This window comes from Streptomyces sp. NPDC003635, assembly GCF_053587635.1.
Window position 1 is genome coordinate 28,873 of the sequence record NZ_JBSFOK010000020.1, and the last position, 14,667, is coordinate 43,539.

Genomic DNA, 14,667 nt, shown 5'->3' on the forward strand with positions numbered 1-14,667 from the left:
GGCTGCCCAACAATCCCCCGGCGCCTGGACTCGTCGGTGCACCTTCCCCTCACCGCACCGGAGCCGGCCATCGCCACCGCACACGTACCCGAGTCCGCCCTCCTGCCCGACCGGCCCTCGCGCATCCGCGTCGTACGGCCCGCCCCGCGCACCTCCGCCCCCGTGGTCCTCCTGCCGGTGGCGCTCTGCCTCGCCCTGGGTCTGTGGGGGGTGAGACGCGGCGGCAGCCTGTGGCGGGACGAGGCGGTGTCGTACGACATGGCGCGGCGCGACCTGCCCGACCTGCTGGCCACGCTCGCCCAGGCCGATGCCGTGCACGGCCTGTACTACCTGTTCCTGCACGGCCTGTTCCGGCTGTCCGGTGACCTGGACCCGCTGCTCGTGCTCCGGCTGCCCTCGGTACTGGCGGCCGCCGCGGTCACCGGCTTCGTCGCCCTGCTCGGCCACCGGCTGGCCGGCCCTCGCGCCGGGCTGCTCGCCGGGCTCGCGTTCGCCCTGCTGCCACCGGTTCAGCGGTACGCCCAGGAGGGCCGGAGTTACGCGCTGGTGTGCGCGCTGGTCGCCTGGGCGACGTACCTGCTGCTCGGCGCCGTGCGCGAGGGGAGACGCCGGGCCTGGGCCGGCTACGGCGCCCTACTGCTGACCGCTTGCCTGCTGCACGAGTTCGCCGTCCTGGCGGCCCTCGCCCACCTGGTGTGGCTGCCCCGGTCCGCCCGCCGGGCCGGCGCGACGACGCTCGGTGCCGTCGCCGTGGGCCTCGCCCCCCTGGCCCTGTTGAGCACGCGCCAGTCGGAACAGGTGTCCTGGATCGGCGGAATCAGCGCCGGAGCACTCCTCGGCTTCGCCGGAGTGACCCTGCTCGGCATCGCCTGCGCCGCGCTGATCAAGGGGCCCCTCCCCCGCCTCGCCCTGCCCCTGCTCGCCCTCCCGTCCCTGCTCCTCCTCCTGCTCTCCCTGATCAAGCCGCTGTACGTCGACCGCTACGTCCTCTACGGCCATCTGGGCACGGCCCTGCTGCTCGGCGCCGCCCTGGACCGCCTGCTGCGCGCCCGCCGCGTGCTGTGGACGGCTCTGGTGGTCCCGCTTCTGCTCCCGACGACGCTGGACCTGCGCACCCCCGACAGCCGCACGGACGACGTCACCGCGACAGCGGCGGCGATCGAGGGCTCGGACGCCGACGCGATCCTCTTCATGCCGTCCCGCCGCAGGGTGTGGACACTCACCGACCCAGGCTCGCTGCGGGGCAAGCGGGACCTGGTCCTGAGCGCCTCCCCGGCCGACTCCCACACGCTGTACGGCACGGAGCTGCCGGCCGGGGAGATCAGAGCCCGCCTGCTGACGGCGGATCGGGTCGTGGCACTGCGGGATCCGGCAGGTCAGCCCGTGGACGAAACCGCGCAGGAAGAGACGAAGCGCCAGGTGCTGGACCGCTACTTCGTGGAGTGCGAGACCCGAGCTCTGCAGGGCGCGCGCATCACCCTCTATGCCAGGCCGAACGCTTGCTGACCCAACTCGCGGGCGCGGGTGACCGCCCGGCCGGCCACAACGACGCCGCAACTCACGAGGTACGAACCGCGGTGTGCACCGTACGAGCGGCCAGGACGAACAAGTCCGACCGCTGATGGACACTCGCCTTGTCGTCAGGGTCGAGAAGCCTGTCGAGCGCGGCTCGATCCGCCGCGTCGAGCGAGTCCCCGAAGATCTCCCGGAACCGCCCGAACGTCGCCGCGGCGACCGCCCTCGCCCGGTCAGGCGCGGGGGCCGGCAGATCCAGCAGAAACGTCCGCGTACCCGTCGGTCTCAGACCGGCGGCGGCCATCAGCGCCCGCCAGTCCTCCGTCACCGCGACGCTCCCCGGCAAGGACGCCCGCATCGCCGCGAACCAGTCCTCCTGCAGCGCGTCCATCCGCGCCTCCAGACCCGGCCGCCCGACGCCGAAGTCGCGTGGCAGGAAGCGGCTCGGCAGCCCGCCCTCCACGAGGGCCAGCGTGCCGCCGACCGCCAGCCGCGCGGCGTAGGCCGCGATGGCCGCCTGCTGGTCGCCGAGGTGGTGCAGGCTGTGGCTCGCCCAGATCAGGTCGGCGGGGTAGTCCAGTTCGGCCATGACGTCCGGGAGTTCCCCGGTCAGCGTCGAGAAGCGGTCCGCGACACCGAGCCGCTCGGCCCGGGCACGGGCGCGCTCCAGCAGCGGTTCGGAGCCGTCGACGGCGACGACCCGGGCGCCGGGGAAGGCGTCGGCGAGCATGCAGGAGACGACGCCGGGGCCGCTGCCCGCGTCGACGACCAGACCCGGCTCGGACTGCTTTCCGCCCAGCCAGGCGAGCGCGTGCTCGGTGAGCGGGGTGTACAGCTCGGCCTGGGTCTCGAGGTGCTCGGCCATCGCGGCCCAGTCGATGTCCGTGTGGTCGTGGTGGTGATGCCCGTGCCTGCCGTGCTCGGGTGCGTGCTCGTGCGCCATGGGGTCAGCCTCTCCTCCGGATTCCGCCAGCGTGCGCCGACGCACCGGAGGGAGGCAATCGCTCTTGCCGTAACCGCAAAGGCGACCTGTGCCGGGGCCCGCGATCCCGGGCCCCGGCACGGTCGGCCGCACACCGCTATGCGTGCGGGTCCCCTTGCGTCGAGATGGTCATGCTCGTGACAAGTCGACGCTCACACGACTGCTGGAAGTTCTGAACGCGGGATGTCTCGCCTGAGCGACTCCTTGCGGCTCGGGCGGGTCGTGACGGACGCGCCGAGCGATGGAACCGCTCCCACTGGTGTCAACGAAGTTAGCGCCAAGTGACGGCAAAGGACAGGGGAGTTGCCGACTTTTGCACAAGCCCGCCTGTCGAATCTTTTCGACTCTTCAAGCATCTTGACCCCTTGCACCCCCGTCTCCACTATGGGAGCGCTCCCACTGGTTCAAGCCTTGACATCTCCGAGCCGCAAGGAGGAACCAGCACATGCATCCCCCACCCCGGAGACGAAGAGTGGTGAGGCGCGCCTGGACGGCCGTCGTCGCCGCTCTGGCGCTTCCGTTCACGCTGCTCGCGACAGGTACCACGCCCGCGCAGGCGGCCCCGCTCCAGTGCAGCGTGGACTACAAGACGAACGACTGGGGCTCCGGCTTCACCACGGACGTGACGATCACCAACCGCGGCAGCGATGTGATCGACGGCTGGACCCTGACGTACGCCTACACGGGCAACCAGAGGCTCAGCAACGGCTGGAACGGCACCTGGTCGCAGTCCGGCCAGGGCATCACCGTGAAGAACGCGTCGTACAACGGCCGGATCGCCGCCGGCGCCGCGGTCTCCACCGGGGCGCAGTTCAGCTACAGCGGCACCAACGCCGCGCCGAGCTCCTTCGCGATCAACGGCACCACCTGCACGGGCGCCCACCAGCCCCCGATCACGGTGCTGACCAGCCCGGCCGCGGGCGCGGTCTACTCGCAAGGCGACGCGGTACCGCTCGCGGCCACCGCGGCGGCGGCCGACAACGCCACCATCAGCAAGGTCGAGTTCTACGACGACACCACGCTGCTGGGCACGGACACGAGCGCGCCCTACTCGCTCTCGGTCTCCAGCTTGACCGTGGGCAGTCATTCCCTGCTGGCGAAGGCGTACGACAGCCTGGGCGCGTCCGCGGAGTCGACGCCGGTCGGCATCACGGTCGCCTCGGGACCGGCCGTGGTGGCCTCCACCACTCAACTGGCCGTGCAGCAGGGCAAGACGGGCACGTACGACGTCAAGCTGTCGACGCGGCCCTCGGCCGACGTGACCGTCACCACCGCCCGCGCGAGCGGCAACACCGGTCTGTCGGTGACCGGCGGGGCCTCGCTCGTCTTCACCCCCTCCAACTGGAACACCGCGCAGCGCGTGACCGTCACCGCCGACTCCTCCGGGACCGGCGCGGCGACCTTCGAGTCGACCGCGAACGGCCATGCCAAGGCCGCGGTGACCGTCACCCAGGTCGAGGCGTCGGGCGAGTACGACGCCCGCTTCCTGGAGCTGTACGGGAAGATCACCAACCCGGCGAACGGCTACTTCTCCCCCGAGGGCATCCCCTACCACTCGGTCGAGACGCTGATCGTCGAGGCCCCGGACCACGGCCACGAGACCACGTCGGAGGCGTACAGCTACCTCCTGTGGCTGCAGGCCATGTACGGCAAGGTCACGGGTGACTGGTCCAAGTTCAACGGGGCCTGGGAGATCATGGAGAAGTACATGATCCCGACCCACGCCGACCAGCCGACGAACTCCTTCTACAACGCCTCCAAGCCCGCGACCTACGCGCCGGAGCTGGACACCCCGAACGAGTACCCGGCCCGCCTCGACACCTCGGTGTCGGTCGGCTCGGACCCGATCGCGGCCGAGCTGAAGAGCGCGTACGGCACGGACGACGTGTACGGCATGCACTGGCTCCAGGACGTGGACAACGTCTACGGCTACGGCAACTCGCCCGGCAAGTGCGAGGCGGGGCCCGCGGACACCGGTCCGTCGTACATCAACACCTTCCAGCGCGGCGTGCAGGAGTCGGTGTGGGAGACGGTGCCGCAGCCGACCTGTGACGCGTTCAAGTACGGCGGTAGGAACGGGTACCTGGACCTGTTCACCGGTGACTCCTCCTACGCCAAGCAGTGGAAGTTCACCAACGCCCCGGACGCCGACGCGCGTGCGGTGCAGGCCGCGTACTGGGCCGACAAGTGGGCGGACGCGCAGGGCAAGGGAAGCCAGATCTCCGCGACCGTCGCCAAGGCCGCGAAGATGGGCGACTATCTGCGCTACGCCATGTACGACAAGTACTTCAAGAAGGTGGGCAACTGCGTCGGACCGTCGGCCTGCCCGGCCGGCACCGGCAAGGACTCCTCGTTCTACCTGCTCTCCTGGTACTACGCCTGGGGCGGGGCCACCGACACCTCGGCGGGCTGGGCCTGGCGCATCGGCTCCAGCCACACGCACGGCGGCTACCAGAACCCGATGGCCGCGTACGCGCTGGCCAACTACGCCGACCTGAAGCCGAAGTCGGCGACGGGACAGGCGGACTGGGCCAAGTCCCTGGAACGCCAGATCGAGTTCTACCGCTGGCTGCAGTCCAGCGAGGGCGCGATCGCGGGCGGGGCGACCAACAGCTGGGCGGGCCGCTACGCGACCCCGCCGGCCGGCAAGTCGACCTTCTACGGCATGTACTACGACCAGCAGCCCGTCTACCACGACCCGCCGTCCAACCAGTGGTTCGGCTTCCAGGCGTGGTCGATGGAGCGGGTGGCCGAGTACTACCAGCAGACGGGCAACGCGTCCGCCAAGGCGGTCCTCGACAAGTGGGTCGACTGGGCGCTCGCGCACACCACGATCAACCCGGACGGCACCTACCGGATCCCGTCGACGCTGCAGTGGTCGGGCCAGCCCGACACCTGGAACGCCACGAATCCCGGCGCCAACACGGGACTTCACGTCACCGTCGCCGACTACACCAACGACGTCGGAGTGGCGGCCGCGTACGCCAAGACCCTGACGTACTACGCCGACCGCTCGGGTGACACCCAGGCGGCGACGACGGCGAAGGCGCTGCTGGACGGCATGTGGGACAACCACCAGGACGCGCTCGGCATCGCCGTCCCGGAGAACCGCGCCGACTACAACCGGTTCGACGACCCGGTCTACGTCCCGAGCGGCTGGACGGGCACGATGCCGAACGGCGACGCGATCAACTCCTCGTCGACGTTCGACTCGATCCGTTCCTTCTACGAGGACGACCCGGCCTGGTCGAAGATCGAGGCGTACCTGGCCGGCGGCGCGGTCCCGTCCTTCACGTACCACCGCTTCTGGGCCCAGGCGGACATCGCCCTGGCCATGGGTTCGTACGCGGAGCTGCTCGAATAACCCGCCCCGCGAAGCGCTCCGCGGGTTGGGCCGTGTCCGACTGCGAGTCCGCACCGGTCGCGCAGTTCCCCACGCACTCACGGGCACGGCTCATCCCGGAGTCGCTCGGTGGTTCCGCGTACGAGGTCCCGTCACCTGACGGCGGGACCGACCAGCCGGGCGGCCCTCACCCGCACTGGGGGCCGCCCGGCACCTTTCACCCTGCACGGAAAGCGCTTGCCGCCACCTCCCGTCCGTCCACCCCCACCGGAAGGACTCCCGTGCGAAGAACCCGCATCCTCACGGCCGTGTTCGCGCTGGCGGCCGGCCTGCTCGCGGGCGCCCCGCCCGCGGTCGGCGCCGAGCCCGTCGAGAAGTCCGTGTCGATCACGGCCGACACCTACACCTGGAAGAACGCCCGGATCGACGGCGGCGGATTCGTCCCCGGCATCGTCTTCAACCGCACCGAGAAGAACCTCGCCTACGCCCGCACCGACATCGGCGGCGCCTACCGCTGGGTCGAGTCCTCCCAGACCTGGACCCCGCTGCTGGACTCGGTGGGCTGGGACGACTGGGGCCACACCGGCGTCATCAGCCTCGCCTCCGACTCGGTCGACCCGGACCGGGTGTACGCGGCCGTGGGCACGTACACCAACAGCTGGGACCCGGGCAACGGAGCAGTGCTGCGCTCCACGGACCGGGGCGCCGGCTGGCAGAAGGCGGACCTGCCGTTCAAGCTGGGCGGCAACATGCCCGGCCGGGGCATGGGCGAGCGGCTCGCGATCGACCCGAACAGGAACAGCGTGCTGTATCTGGGCGCGCCGAGCGGCAAGGGCCTGTGGCGGTCGACGGACTACGGCGCGACCTGGTCGCAGGTGACGAACTTCCCCAACGCCGGCAACTACGCCCAGGATCCGAGCGACACCAGCGGCTACGCCTCGGACAACCAAGGCGTCGTCTGGGTCACCTTCGACGAGTCCACGGGCACGCCCGGGAGCGCGACGCGGACGATCTACGTCGGGGTCGCCGACCTCCAGAACTCGGTGTACCGCTCGACGGACGCGGGCGCGACCTGGTCCCGTGTCGCCGGGCAGCCCACCGGCTACCTGGCCCACAAGGGCGTCCTCGACGCGACCAACGGACACCTCTACCTGTCGTACAGCGACAAGGGCGGTCCCTACGACGGTGGCAAGGGCCAGTTGTGGCGGTACGCGACGGCGACGGGCGCCTGGACGAACATCAGCCCGGTGGCGGAGGCGGACACCTACTACGGCTTCGGCGGACTCACCGTCGACCGGCAGGACCCCGGCACGGTCATGGCCACGGCGTACAGCTCCTGGTGGCCCGACACCCAGATCTTCCGCTCCACCGACTCCGGCGCCACCTGGACGAAGGCCTGGGACTACACGTCGTACCCCGACCGCGCCAACCGCTACACCATGGACGTCTCCTACTCCCCCTGGCTGACCTGGGACGCCCATCCCACCCCGCCCGAGCAGACGCCCAAACTCGGCTGGATGACCGAGGCGTTGGAGATCGACCCGTTCAACTCCGGTCGCATGATGTACGGCACCGGCGCGACGATCTACGGCACCGAGAACCTCACCAACTGGGACAGCGGCACCCGGTTCACCATCAAGCCGATGGTGCGGGGCCTGGAGGAGACGGCCGTCCAGGACCTGGCCTCTCCCCCGTCGGGCGCCCCGCTGCTCAGTGCCCTGGGGGACATCGGCGGCTTCCGGCACACCGATCTCACCAAGGTCCCGTCGATGATGTTCACCCAGCCGAACTTCACCACGACCACCAGTCTGGACTTCGCGGAGTCCGACCCGAACACGGTCGTCCGGGTGGGCAACCTGGACTCGGGCCCGCACATCGCGTTCTCCAGCGACAACGGCGCCAACTGGTTCGCGGGGACGGACCCTTCGGGCGTCAGCGGCGGCGGCACGGTCGCGGCGGCGGCCGACGGCAGCCGGTTCGTGTGGAGCCCGCAGGGCGCGGGCGTGCACCACGCGACGGGCTTCGGCACCTCATGGACCGCCTCCTCCGGGATTCCGGCCGGGGCGATCGTCGAGTCCGACCGGGTCGACCCGAAGGTCTTCTACGGCTTCAAGTCCGGCAAGTTCTACGTCAGTAAGGACGGCGGCGCGACGTTCACCGCCTCCGCCGCGACCGGCCTGCCGAGCGGCGACAGTGTCCGCTTCAAGGCCCTGCCCGGCGGCAAGGGCGATGTGTGGCTGGCGGGTGGCGCGAGCGACGGCGCGTACGGGCTGTGGCACTCGACGGACGGCGGTACGAGCTTCACCAAGCTGGCGAACGTGGAGCAGGCCGACACCATCGGCTTCGGAAAGGCGGCGCCGGGGGCGTCGTACCAGACGCTCTACACCAGCGCGAAGATCGGCGGGGTGCGCGGCATCTTCCGCTCCACCGACCGGGGCGCCACCTGGACCCGCGTCAACGACGACGCCCACCAGTGGGGTTGGACGGGTGCGGCGATCACCGGTGACCCGAGGGTCTACGGCCGGGTCTATGTCGCGACGAACGGCCGGGGGATCATCTACGGCGACTCGTCCGACAGCTCAGGCGGCACGGATCCCGGCCCCGACCCGACGCCGACCGGCGCCTGTGCGGTGACGTACAAGATCACCCATCAGTGGCAGGGCGGTTTCCAGGCGGACGTCCAGCTGACCAACACCGGCACGGGCGCCTGGTCGGGCTGGGCCCTGGGCTGGACCTTCCCGGGCGGCCAGACGATCTCGCAGATGTGGAACGCCGAGCACTCCCAGTCGGGTGCGGCGGTCACGGCCAAGAACGTGGGCTGGAACGCGAACGTGGCGGCCGGTGCCTCGGTGAGCTTCGGCTTCACCGGCAACTGGACGGGTACGAACGGCAAACCGACCGCCTTCAAGGTCGGCGGCCAGTCCTGCGCGGTGAGCTGACGGAGCGGAGGGGGCGCGTGCCGTACGCCGGTGCGCGCCCCTTCTTCCTGTCTCTACGTCACTTCACGTCACCGGCGAAGACGGACTCCTCCGAGTCCCAGTCGGGCGCGACCTCGACCTGGAGGAACGTCTCCTTCTTCGGGAGTTCGCAGGCCCACGGGACGGAGAGGGACCGGCCGGCGAGGATCTTGCTGTCGGGGAGGCCGTCGAGGCCCTCGTCGTAGATGGCCTCGCCCTCCTTGCCCTGGTCGCCGAAGACGCAGTTGACGGTCATCTGGTTGGCGTCGACCGTCGCGTCGGAGTTGTTGACCACCTTGATGGTGAACTTGACGTAGGGCGTGTTCTCCGGGGCCGCGTACTCACTGGACACCCCCCGGCCGAACCCGGAGAGACTGACCTCGACGTCGTTCTCGTATGCGACGGTGTCGGAGAGGCTGTAGGAGTCGCCGCTGCCGGCTTCCTCGGCGGCCGGCTCCTCGGACCCGGCGTCCGCGTCGGACCCGGACCCGGACTCGGACTCGGCGGCGGGGGCCGTCTTGGTGACGGTCACCGTGGGCGCGGGCTTGGCCTCGCTGTCGCCGCCGCTGACCCCGGCCGTGACGGCCGAGGCGAGCACCGCGGCGACCACGGCGGCGGCCGTGGCGATGAGGGCCGTACGCGGCCCCTTCCGCGGCGGGGGCGCGACCGGCGGCCCGTATCCGGGCATGGGCGGCGGCGTGAACTGCTGACTCATGATCCCCCCAGGGATTGCTGTTGAGAATTGAATCTTGCCTGGTGAAGGGGGGAATGTGGAGCCCTTGTGATGAAAACGTGCTGATGAGAGGGCGTCCTGCCCCCATCGGGTGCAGGACGCCGGGCCTCAGGGCGCGTACACCGCCGGACGCGGTGCCGTGGGCATGCCGTTGCCGAGGAAGAAGCTCGGGTGCGGCGGCTGGTTGTACGCGGTGTTCTGCCATGCCAGACCCGTGCGGTACATCGTGTCGTGCAGCAGGGTCGTGATCCTGGTGCCGGTCTCGTACGGCGTCGAGTAGATCCGCAGGGCCGTGTTGTCGCTGGTCGGCCAGATGACCTCCTCGCGCCAGTCGCCGAGGATGTCGCCCGACAGGGACGGCGTGGCCTTGGTGCCGTTGTTGGAGTGGACCGAGGCGCCGGTCAGCAGCCGGGTGTCCGACGAGACGCCGTACTTGTCGATCCGGGTGCCGTCGAGGAGTTCCCGCACCGGGTCCCCGTCCCACCAGGACAGGAAGTTGACGGAGGACGGCTCACGGCCCTTGATGGCCCCGGCCTCGTCCCGGATGCCCGTGTCCGACGCGGACCACAGTTCGGCCCCGTCGTTCCCGGCGTACACGTCCCCGGCCACACCCCGCCCGTTGTCGCAGCAGGCGGCGAGCTGCCAGCGGATGCTGCCGTTCGCGGGGTTGAGGTACAGCTCGGCCGGCTGGGAGGTGGACTCGGAGACCTTGAAGTACTCCAGGCCCGGGGTCGAGGGGTCGAGGTCGCCGAGGTGCTGGGCGTCGCCGTGGCCGGTCCTCGCGGTCCACAGGCCGTTGCCGTTGTCGTCGACCGCCATCGAGCCGTAGACGATCTCGTCCTTGCCGTCGTTGTCGACGTCCCCCACGGACAGGCTGTGCGAGCCCTGACCGTCGTACCCCTTGCCGGAGTTGGTGGAGGAGTTGGTGTCGAACGTCCAGCGGCGGGTGAAGGCGCCGTTACGCCAGTCCCAGGCGGCGATGACGCTCCGGGTGTAGTAGCCGCGCGCCATGATCAGGGAGGGCCGGACGCCGTCCAGGTACGCGGTGCCCGCCAGGAACCGGTCGACGCGGTTGCCGTAGGAGTCGCCCCACGACGACACCGTGCCGCGCGCCGGGACGTAGTCGACGGACTGCATCGCCCGGCCCGTCCGCCCGTTGAACATGGTCAGGTACTCGGGGCCGGAGAGGACGTAACCGCTGGAGTTGCGGTGGTCGGCGGACGGGCTGCCGATCACCGTGCCGCCCCCGTCGACCGTGCCGTCCGCCGTCTTCATCGCGACCTCGGCCATGCGGTCGCCGTCATAGTCGTAGACCTGGAACTGCGTGTAGTGGGCGCCGGAGCGGATGTTGCGGCCCAGGTCGATCCGCCACAGCCGGGTGCCGTCGAGTCTGACGCCGTCGACGATCGTGTTGCCGGTCCAGCCCGACTGGGAGTTGTCCTTGGCGTTGGTGGGCTGCCACTTCAGCACCAGGTCCAGGGCGCCATCGCCGTCGAGGTCGCCGACGGAGGCGTCGTTGGCCTCGTAGGTGTAGGCCACGCCGTCCGGGGTGGTGCCGCCCGCGGGCGGGCTGATCGGGACGTCCCTGTAGCCGGTGCGGAACTGGATCGCGTGGACGGAGTCGCCCTGCTCCACGCCGTTCACGACCGCGCGGACCGTGTAGTCGGCGTGCGCGGGGGCGCCGGAGTGGAAGTAGTTGGTGGAGCCGGTGACCGGGGTCGCGTTGACCTTCGTGCCCGCGCGGTAGAGGTTGAAGGAGACGCTGTCGGGGTCGGTGCCGAGCCAGCGCCAGCTGACCAGGTTGCCGCTGCCGGTGTGGACGCTGACCACGTCCGGTCGAGCGCCTCCACCTGGCGGGCGGTGGCGGCCGCGGCCGGGGTGGCGCCGGTGAGCGAGGTCAGCCCGGCGGCGACGAGCGCGGCCGTGGCGCCGAGCGCGGTCAGGACGGCCCTGCGTCTGCGGTGCTTGTGCGGGTGCTGCACGAGACGTACCTCCTGGGAGGACGGATGGGTTCCGTTCCCCCTCAGTCGCCGCTGTCGTCCGCGAAGTTGCCGTATTTCCGAGCCAGTTCGGCGACCGTACGCGCGATCCTCGTGCGCAGCTCGGTGGGCTGGAGCACCTCGACGTCCGTGCCGAGGCGCAGGAACTCGCCGTGGGCGTGGTCGACGGACTCGATCGGGACGGTGGCGCGGGTCCAGCCGTCGGGCTCGGTCCGCAGCTCGCGGGCCCTCGGGAGGGTCCGGCCCGGGGCCAGCCGGACCACCGCCTCGCTCCGGTACAGCCGGTCCTGGAAGTCGCGCTGGTACCGGTCCCAGTAGGCGGCGAGGTCGAAGTCGTCCGGGCGGCCGAACTCCTCCTCGGATGCGCGCAGTTCGAGGATCTGGTCGACTCGGAAGGTGCGCGGGCCGGGCCCGGCCACCACGTACCAGCGGCCCGCCTTCAGGACCAGACCGTACGGTTCGAGGCGGCGCTCGACGTCGGTGGGTTCGCGCCAGCGGCGGTACAGCACGTTCAGCACCCGGCTGTTCCAGACGGCGTCGGCGACGGCCGGGAGGAACGGGGTCTCGTCACCGTCGGCGTACCAGCCCGGGGCGTCGAGATGGAAGCGGCGGCTGATCCGGTCGGCCTGCACCGGGAGCGCGGCGCGCACCTTCAGCTCGGCGGCGGCCAGCAGCGAGCCGAGGCCCAGCTCGGCGGCCGGGCCCGGAACCCCGGCGAGGAAGAGGGCCTCGGCCTCGTCGGCGGTCAGGCCGGTGAGACGGGTGCGGTAGCCGTCCAGCAGGCGGTAGCCGCCCGCGTGCCCGGCGTCGCCGTACAGCGGCACTCCGGCCGCGCTCAGCGCCTCCACGTCCCGGTAGACCGTGCGGACGGAGACCTCCAGCTCCGCGGCGAGCTGGGCGGCGGTCATCCGGCCCCGGGTCTGGAGGAGCAGGAGGATCGAGACGAGACGGCTGGACTTCACTGACACATGATGTCAGTGAAGCCCTCCTAGCGTGCGGGCATGCCCTTCACGGAGAAACTGCTGACCGTGCCGCCGCCGATCGAGGTGGCGGGCCGCAAGATCAAGCGCTACCACGTCACCGCCGACCCCGCCGGAATCGCGCCGGAGGTGGCGGAGGCGGCGTACGCGATCCTGCCGAAACTGCTGCCGGAGGCCGACGGCACCCCGCCCGTGACCTTCGTGGTGCTGCACCGGGGCGGGGACACCGGCGCCTACCTCAACGCCTACAGCTGGGTGTGGGACAACGTGCTGCACTTCCGGGGCGCGGCGGCCGGCCAGCCGGTGCTGGGCTGCCCGGACCAGGACCCCACCCACTTCGTCCCCACGGACCGGCCCTGGATCGGCTGCGTCTGGGAACTGCCCCCCGTCCAGCACGAACGGGACGCCTGGGTACGGCACCTGCTGGCCCCCGAAGTGCCGGACCTGGAGGCCTACTTGACCGACTCGATGCCCGAGGGAACCACAGGAGAGCGTTCATGAGCACCGCGCACGACTTCGACTTCTTCCACGGGGACTGGGTGGTCCATCACCGCCGCCGCACCGACTTCCTCGACCCGGACAGCGACTGGGAGGAGTTCCCGGGCGCCTCGCGCTGCTGGAGCCTGTTCGACGGGGCGGCGAACATCGACGAGATCGACATGCCGCACCTCGGTTCCAAGGGTCTGACCCTGCGCCTGTTCGACCGGGAGACCCGGCAGTGGTCCCTGAACTGGTCCTCCAGCCGCAGCGGCAGGCTCTTCCCGCCGGTCGTGGGCCACTTCGACGGTGACCGGGGCGAGTTCTACGGCGACGACACCCTCCCCCACTCTCGGCTTCGCTCGAGCGGGGGCACCCCCGTCGGCAAGGACGTGCGGGTCCGCTTCGTCTGGTCGGGCGTCTCCCCGGCCACGGCCCGCTGGGAGCAGGCGTTCTCCCTCGACGGCGGAGAGACCTGGCTGACCAACTGGGTCATGGACTTCACCCGGCCTTCCGGAACGCCCGCAGGGTGAACACCGGATCGGGGCGGCGAAGCTCCGGGTCGGGGAGGGTTTCCAGGGCGGCGGCGAAGCGCTCGGTGAGCGGGTCGCCTGGCGCGAGCTGGGTGAACCAGCCGCGCCGCAGGTCGGCCGCGGTGCCACGCGGGCTGCGGCCCTGGCCGACGCCCGTGAAACGCGCGCTGCCGACGGCTTCCAGGCCGTGCTCGGCGGCGCGCGCCTCGACCCGGGCCGCGGCGTCGGGGGCGCCGCGGCGCGGGCGCGGGGCGAGGACGGTGTCGATGTCGCTGCCGACGTCATGGGCGGCCGCCTTGTCGACGGTCGTCACATAGACCCCGCCGGGCCGCAGCACCCGCGCGCATTCGGCGACCACGGCACCCATGTCGTCGCCCCGGTCGAGCAGATGCAGCAGCCACACACTGGTCACCGCGTCGAAGGTCCCGTCGGCGAACGGCAGCCGGCGGCTGTCGGCCAGCACGACCGCGCCGGGCAGCCGGGCCGCGGCCATCCGGGCCATTGCGTACGTCAGATCCGCGCCGGTCACCCGCAGCGCGGGCCGCGCCGCCGCGAGCCGCCGGGTGACGATACCGGTGCCGCAGGCCACGTCGAGGAGGCTCCCGGCACCCTCGGGAAGCAGCCCGAGCACCGCCTCGGCCGCGGCGGCGGCCCGGGGTTCGCCGCCGCGGGTCACGTCGTAGGCGTCGGCTTCCTTGTCGTAGTCGAGCACGCGCCCCTCACTCGGCCCCGTGCCCGGCGGCCAGCTCCTGGACCCGGCGCGCCAGCTCGAAGTCCTTCTCGGTCACCGCGCCGCCCACGCTGTGGGTGTTCACGGAGAGGGAGACGCTGTGGTAGCCGAGCGTGAGGTCGGAGTGGTGGTCGAGCTCCTCCTGGACCCGGGCGATGTGGACGACCATCGCGGCCGCCGCGAAGTGCGAGGACAGCCGGTAGGAACGGGCGATGCGGTCACCGTCGAGCGACCAGCCCGGCAACTCCGCGAGCCGGTCCTCGATCTCCTTCTGCGACAACGGTTCGACGGCCATGACGCCGCTCCTTCCTGGGCTGCGGGCTTCCCTTCCAGACTGCCACACAGGCAGGGCCGAAGCCCTGGTCAGAAGGGGTGCCTTCGCGGAGGTCCGCCCGCGGGCGGCGCTTCTTCGTCTAC

At 71.1% G+C, this 14,667-nt stretch carries 10 protein-coding genes and 1 pseudogene; 5 read left to right on the forward strand and 6 right to left on the reverse strand.

Going from position 1 to position 14,667, the window contains the following annotated elements:
• The first annotated feature begins 36 nt into the window (after positions 1 to 36).
• On the forward strand, positions 37 to 1,506 hold the full coding sequence (locus ACWDRW_RS20100) for a glycosyltransferase family 39 protein (protein ID WP_451724944.1): 1,470 nt from the start codon (positions 37 to 39) through the stop codon (positions 1,504 to 1,506).
• Between the two features lie 52 nt (positions 1,507 to 1,558).
• On the opposite strand, the gene ACWDRW_RS20105 is transcribed toward ACWDRW_RS20100, so the two are convergent.
• Positions 1,559 to 2,458, reverse strand: coding sequence for a class I SAM-dependent methyltransferase (locus tag ACWDRW_RS20105; protein WP_451724947.1), 900 nt, complete (start codon positions 2,456 to 2,458; stop codon positions 1,559 to 1,561).
• A gap of 484 nt (positions 2,459 to 2,942) precedes the next feature.
• Here ACWDRW_RS20105 and ACWDRW_RS20110 point away from each other — a divergent pair, with 484 nt between their 5' ends.
• A complete protein-coding gene (locus ACWDRW_RS20110; RefSeq protein WP_451724949.1) occupies positions 2,943 to 5,861 on the forward strand; it encodes a glycoside hydrolase family 48 protein in 2,919 nt (972 codons plus the stop codon).
• A gap of 260 nt (positions 5,862 to 6,121) precedes the next feature.
• Positions 6,122 to 8,779, forward strand: a complete 2,658-nt coding sequence (locus ACWDRW_RS20115; RefSeq protein WP_451724950.1) for a cellulose binding domain-containing protein — start codon at positions 6,122 to 6,124, stop codon at positions 8,777 to 8,779.
• A 58-nt stretch (positions 8,780 to 8,837) separates the two neighbouring features.
• Here ACWDRW_RS20115 and ACWDRW_RS20120 read toward each other — a convergent pair whose 3' ends face one another.
• From ACWDRW_RS20120 to ACWDRW_RS20130, 3 genes and pseudogenes are all read right to left on the reverse strand, one after another.
• Entirely contained in the window at positions 8,838 to 9,512 is a 675-nt protein-coding gene (locus tag ACWDRW_RS20120; RefSeq protein WP_451724952.1) for a hypothetical protein, read from the reverse strand.
• A gap of 126 nt (positions 9,513 to 9,638) precedes the next feature.
• Positions 9,639 to 11,512, reverse strand: a pseudogene (locus tag ACWDRW_RS20125) (rhamnogalacturonan lyase).
• 41 nt (positions 11,513 to 11,553) lie between these two features.
• A complete protein-coding gene (locus tag ACWDRW_RS20130) occupies positions 11,554 to 12,492 on the reverse strand; it encodes a helix-turn-helix transcriptional regulator (RefSeq protein ID WP_451724955.1) in 939 nt (312 codons plus the stop codon).
• 39 nt (positions 12,493 to 12,531) lie between these two features.
• Between ACWDRW_RS20130 and ACWDRW_RS20135 the strand changes: the two genes are divergently transcribed.
• Together ACWDRW_RS20135 and ACWDRW_RS20140 are read left to right on the forward strand one after the other, a co-directional pair.
• Positions 12,532 to 13,011 (forward strand): hypothetical protein, encoded by a 480-nt coding sequence (locus ACWDRW_RS20135; protein ID WP_451724958.1) that lies wholly within the window; start codon positions 12,532 to 12,534, stop codon positions 13,009 to 13,011.
• Entirely contained in the window at positions 13,008 to 13,520 is a 513-nt protein-coding gene (locus ACWDRW_RS20140; protein ID WP_451724959.1) for a hypothetical protein, read from the forward strand. Before ACWDRW_RS20135 ends, ACWDRW_RS20140 begins: the two co-directional genes overlap by 4 nt.
• On the opposite strand, the gene ACWDRW_RS20145 is transcribed toward ACWDRW_RS20140, so the two are convergent.
• Together ACWDRW_RS20145 and ACWDRW_RS20150 are read right to left on the reverse strand one after the other, a co-directional pair.
• Positions 13,489 to 14,232 (reverse strand): class I SAM-dependent methyltransferase, encoded by a 744-nt coding sequence (locus ACWDRW_RS20145; RefSeq protein ID WP_451724962.1) that lies wholly within the window; start codon positions 14,230 to 14,232, stop codon positions 13,489 to 13,491. The two genes, ACWDRW_RS20140 and ACWDRW_RS20145, sit on opposite strands and share 32 nt — an antisense overlap.
• Positions 14,233 to 14,239: 7 nt before the next feature.
• Positions 14,240 to 14,545, reverse strand: coding sequence for a 4a-hydroxytetrahydrobiopterin dehydratase (locus tag ACWDRW_RS20150; RefSeq protein ID WP_451724965.1), 306 nt, complete (start codon positions 14,543 to 14,545; stop codon positions 14,240 to 14,242).
• Positions 14,546 to 14,667: the final 122 nt, after the last annotated feature.